Origin of the sequence: Azonexus caeni, from assembly GCF_048146105.1 — a bacterium.
GTDB lineage: Bacteria > Pseudomonadota > Gammaproteobacteria > Burkholderiales > Rhodocyclaceae > Azonexus > Azonexus aromaticus_B.
On sequence record NZ_JBKJAD010000045.1, the window covers coordinates 1 to 5,519 of the forward strand.

2 tRNA genes and 3 rRNA genes are annotated in these 5,519 nt (G+C 53.1%); all 5 read left to right on the forward strand.

What is annotated here, in order from left to right:
- The first annotated feature begins 217 nt into the window (after positions 1 to 217).
- The 5 genes from ACLIIZ_RS20905 (at position 218) to rrf (ending at position 5,469) form a co-directional block, all read left to right on the forward strand.
- A 16S ribosomal RNA gene (locus ACLIIZ_RS20905) occupies positions 218 to 1,753 on the forward strand.
- A gap of 60 nt (positions 1,754 to 1,813) precedes the next feature.
- Positions 1,814 to 1,890 (forward strand) — tRNA-Ile (locus tag ACLIIZ_RS20910).
- Positions 1,891 to 2,095: 205 nt separating this feature from the next.
- A tRNA-Ala gene (locus ACLIIZ_RS20915) sits at positions 2,096 to 2,171 on the forward strand.
- Positions 2,172 to 2,379: 208 nt separating this feature from the next.
- Positions 2,380 to 5,260, forward strand: a 23S ribosomal RNA gene (locus tag ACLIIZ_RS20920).
- A 95-nt stretch (positions 5,261 to 5,355) separates the two neighbouring features.
- A 5S ribosomal RNA gene (gene rrf / locus ACLIIZ_RS20925) occupies positions 5,356 to 5,469 on the forward strand.
- Together the 16S, 23S and 5S rRNA genes with 2 tRNA genes alongside form the textbook arrangement of a ribosomal RNA operon.
- Positions 5,470 to 5,519: the final 50 nt, after the last annotated feature.

The window sequence follows — 5,519 nt, forward strand, 5'->3', positions numbered from 1 at the left end:
GCTTGACGGAAGTGAGAAGTTGCTTCATAATCTCGCTTCTCTGCTGATGACGAAGTGAAAGCGACGGCGCGGCGGGATTGATCTTTAAAAGTTAGGACAACCGATAGGTGTGGGTGTCTTGGTGCGAAGCGGCTTAGGTCGCAAAAGTATTAAGGCAAATACACCGAGTAATAGGTAGAGAAATCTACCGTCAGTGAATTTGCGAGTTTGTTGGATTGAACTGAAGAGTTTGATCCTGGCTCAGATTGAACGCTGGCGGCATGCCTTACACATGCAAGTCGAACGGCAGCACGGGGCAACCTGGTGGCGAGTGGCGAACGGGTGAGTAAAGCATCGGAACGTACCCTAGAGTGGGGGATAACTATCCGAAAGGATAGCTAATACCGCATATTCTATGAGTAGGAAAGCGGGGGATCTTCGGACCTCGCGCTCTAGGAGCGGCCGATGTCAGATTAGGTAGTTGGTGGGGTAAAGGCCTACCAAGCCGACGATCTGTAGCGGGTCTGAGAGGATGATCCGCCACACTGGGACTGAGACACGGCCCAGACTCCTACGGGAGGCAGCAGTGGGGAATTTTGGACAATGGGGGCAACCCTGATCCAGCCATGCCGCGTGAGTGAAGAAGGCCTTCGGGTTGTAAAGCTCTTTCGGCCGGGAAGAAATCGTGTGGGCTAATACCCTGCATGGATGACGGTACCGGAATAAGAAGCACCGGCTAACTACGTGCCAGCAGCCGCGGTAATACGTAGGGTGCGAGCGTTAATCGGAATTACTGGGCGTAAAGCGTGCGCAGGCGGTTTTTTAAGACAGGCGTGAAATCCCCGGGCTTAACCTGGGAACTGCGCTTGTGACTGGAAGGCTAGAGTACGGCAGAGGGGGGTGGAATTCCACGTGTAGCAGTGAAATGCGTAGAGATGTGGAGGAACACCGATGGCGAAGGCAGCCCCCTGGGCCGATACTGACGCTCATGCACGAAAGCGTGGGGAGCAAACAGGATTAGATACCCTGGTAGTCCACGCCCTAAACGATGTCAACTAGTTGTTGGGTGGGTAAAACCATTTAGTAACGTAGCTAACGCGTGAAGTTGACCGCCTGGGGAGTACGGCCGCAAGGTTAAAACTCAAAGGAATTGACGGGGACCCGCACAAGCGGTGGATGATGTGGATTAATTCGATGCAACGCGAAAAACCTTACCTACCCTTGACATGTTCAGAATCCTGAAGAGATTTGGGAGTGCCCGAAAGGGAGCTGGAACACAGGTGCTGCATGGCTGTCGTCAGCTCGTGTCGTGAGATGTTGGGTTAAGTCCCGCAACGAGCGCAACCCTTGTCGTTAATTGCCATCATTAAGTTGGGCACTTTAACGAGACTGCCGGTGACAAACCGGAGGAAGGTGGGGATGACGTCAAGTCCTCATGGCCCTTATGGGTAGGGCTTCACACGTCATACAATGGTCGGTACAGAGGGTTGCCAAGCCGCGAGGTGGAGCCAATCCCAGAAAGCCGATCGTAGTCCGGATTGTAGGCTGCAACTCGCCTGCATGAAGTCGGAATCGCTAGTAATCGCGGATCAGCATGTCGCGGTGAATACGTTCCCGGGTCTTGTACACACCGCCCGTCACACCATGGGAGCGGGTTCCGCCAGAAGTGGGTAGCCTAACCGCAAGGAGGGCGCTTACCACGGCGGGGTTCGTGACTGGGGTGAAGTCGTAACAAGGTAGCCGTAGGGGAACCTGCGGCTGGATCACCTCCTTTCTAGAGAAAGCATCCTGGCACCCACAACCTATCGGTTGTTCGAAAGTAGCAAACAGACGAGGGTCTGTAGCTCAGTCGGTTAGAGCACCGTCTTGATAAGGCGGGGGTCGTTGGTTCGATTCCAACCAGACCCACCAACTGGCATTTGGTAGCACTGCGCACTTCGGCGTTGTCGCGCGGCTTGCATACGAGAGTATGCGGCGCCACGCTCCGCCTTGAATTGCTTGGTTACCAAAAGCCAGTGGAACGTCTATCAGATGAACGAGCAGTACTAGGCGCGAGGAAGGGCCGCATAGCAGCGCTATGCAACCGACCGAGTAACGACGTAATGCGAAGTTCAGCGGGGGATTAGCTCAGCTGGGAGAGCACCTGCTTTGCAAGCAGGGGGTCGTCGGTTCGATCCCGTCATCCTCCACCAGAGACCAGTGATAAGCAAAGGTGCTTATCACTGGCTTTTGAAAGAAAGCTACTGTTCTTTAACAAGTTGGAAGAAGGTTGTGTTGTTCCTTGATGAGAGGAATGACACGTTGTGATTGCATCTGATTGTTCATTACAGCTAATGGATGATCGGCACAAAGTTTATGAGTTGCCTGTAGCCGCTCTCGCAAGAGAGCACAAGGTTATAGGATCAAGCGACTAAGTGCATGTGGTGGATGCCTTGGCGATCACAGGCGATGAAGGACGTGTAAGCCTGCGAAAAGCTTCGGGGAGCTGGCAATAAAGCTTTGATCCGAAGATGTCCGAATGGGGAAACCCACCCGCAAGGGTATCGCTTACTGAATACATAGGTAAGCGAGGCGAACCCGGTGAACTGAAACATCTAAGTAGCCGGAGGAAAAGAAATCAACCGAGATTCCGTAAGTAGTGGCGAGCGAACACGGAAGAGCCTGCTAGTGATAGCGGAACTGTTAGGAGAACGGAATGGAAAGTCCGGCCGTAGTGGGTGATAGCCCCGTATTCGAAAACAGATCCGTGGTACTGAGTTAGCGAAAAGTAGGGCGGGGCACGTGAAACCTTGTCTGAACATGGGGGGACCATCCTCCAAGGCTAAATACTCGTGATCGACCGATAGTGAACTAGTACCGTGAGGGAAAGGCGAAAAGAACCCCGGGAGGGGAGTGAAATAGAACCTGAAACCGCATGCATACAAACAGTGGGAGCCTCCTTGAGGGGTGACTGCGTACCTTTTGTATAATGGGTCAGCGACTTACGTTGTGTTGCGAGCTTAACCGAATAGGGGAGGCGTAGCGAAAGCGAGTCTGATAAGGGCGTTTAGTAGCACGGCGTAGACCCGAAACCGGATGATCTATCCATGGCCAGGATGAAGGTGCCGTAACAGGTACTGGAGGTCCGAACCCACTAACGTTGAAAAGTTAGGGGATGAGCTGTGGATAGGGGTGAAAGGCTAAACAAATCCGGAAATAGCTGGTTCTCCCCGAAAACTATTTAGGTAGTGCGTCACATATCACTTCCGGGGGTAAAGCACTGTTATGGCTAGGGGGTCATCGCGACTTACCAAACCATGGCAAACTCTGAATACCGGAAAGTGCGAGTGTGGCAGACAGACAGTGGGTGCTAACGTCCATTGTCAAGAGGGAAACAACCCAGACCGCCAGCTAAGGTCCCAAAGACATGGTTAAGTGGGAAACGAAGTGGGAAGGCATAGACAGCTAGGAGGTTGGCTTAGAAGCAGCCATCCTTTAAAGAAAGCGTAATAGCTCACTAGTCGAGTCGTCCTGCGCGGAAGATGTAACGGGGCTCAAACCATGCACCGAAGCTGCGGATATCCGTAAGGATATGGTAGGGGAGCGTTCTGTAGGTCTGTGAAGGTGTCTTGTAAAGGATGCTGGAGATATCAGAAGTGCGAATGCTGACATGAGTAGCGATAAAGGGAGTGAAAAGCTCCCTCGCCGAAAGCCCAAGGTTTCCTACGCAACGTTCATCGGCGTAGGGTGAGTCGGCCCCTAAGGCGAGGCAGAAATGCGTAGTCGATGGGAAACAGGTCAATATTCCTGTACCGGCTCTAGATGCGATGTGGGGACGGAGAAGGTTAGGTCAGCCAACTGTTGGAATAGTTGGTTTAAGCGTGTAGGCGTGCCCCTTAGGCAAATCCGGGGGGCTAAGCTGAGGCGTGATGACGAGGCACTACGGTGCTGAAGTGATTGATACCAAGCTTCCAGGAAAAGCCACTAAGCTTCAGTCTAGAGACGACCGTACCGCAAACCGACACAGGTGGGCAGGATGAAAATTCTAAGGCGCTTGAGAGAACTCAGGAGAAGGAACTCGGCAAATTGACACCGTAACTTCGGGAGAAGGTGTGCCCCGGTAGGTTGTAGAGCCTCGCGCTCGAAGGCCGATGGGGTTGCAGTGAAATGGTGGCTGCGACTGTTTAATAAAAACACAGCACTCTGCAAACACGAAAGTGGACGTATAGGGTGTGACGCCTGCCCGGTGCTGGAAGATTAATTGATGGGGTGCAAGCTCTTGATCGAAGTCCCAGTAAACGGCGGCCGTAACTATAACGGTCCTAAGGTAGCGAAATTCCTTGTCGGGTAAGTTCCGACCTGCACGAATGGCGTAACGATGGCCACACTGTCTCCTCCTGAGACTCAGCGAAGTTGAAATGTTTGTGAAGATGCAATCTCCCCGCGGCAAGACGGAAAGACCCCATGAACCTTTACTGCAGCTTTGCATTGGACTTTGAACCGGTTTGTGTAGGATAGGTGGGAGGCTGTGAAACCGGGACGCTAGTTTCGGTGGAGCCGACCTTGAAATACCACCCTGATTTGTTTGAGGTTCTAACCTTGGCCAGTGAATCCTGGCCGGGGACCGTGCATGGTAGGCAGTTTGACTGGGGCGGTCTCCTCCCAAAAGGTAACGGAGGAGTACGAAGGTACGCTTAGGGCGGTCGGACATCGCCCATAAAGTGCAATGGCAAAAGCGTGCTTGACTGCGAGACCCACAAGTCGAGCAGGTGCGAAAGCAGGTCATAGTGATCCGGTGGTTCTGTATGGAAGGGCCATCGCTCAACGGATAAAAGGTACTCTGGGGATAACAGGCTGATACCGCCCAAGAGTTCATATCGACGGCGGTGTTTGGCACCTCGATGTCGGCTCATCTCATCCTGGGGCTGTAGCCGGTCCCAAGGGTATGGCTGTTCGCCATTTAAAGAGGTACGTGAGCTGGGTTTAAAACGTCGTGAGACAGTTTGGTCCCTATCTGCCGTGGGCGCTGGAAATTTGAGAGGGCCTGCTCCTAGTACGAGAGGACCGGAGTGGACATTCCTCTGGTGTACCGGTTATGACGCCAGTCGTATCGCCGGGTAGCTATGAATGGAAGAGATAAACGCTGAAAGCATCTAAGCGTGAAACTCGCCTCAAGATAAGATTTCCCGGGGCCTTGAGCCCCCTTAAGGGTCGTCGAAGACCACGACGTTGATAGGCTGGGTGTGGAAGCGCAGTAATGCGTTAAGCTAACCAGTACTAATTGCCCGTGCGGCTTGATCCTATAACCTTGTTCATGCAAGTAACCCATAACAAGCAATCACAACACACAACCCCTTCCTCCTTGGCTTGATCACAAAATCAAGCACACAAGTTTCGCTTGGCGGCAATAGCCTTCTGGACCCACCCCTTCCCTTCCCGAACAGGACCGTGAAACAGAATCGCGCCGATGATAGTGAGCACCTCGCTCGCGAAAGTAGGTCACCGCCAGGCTCCCATTCCAAAAGACCCCCCCTAGTTCTCTAGGCGGGGCCTTTTGCCGT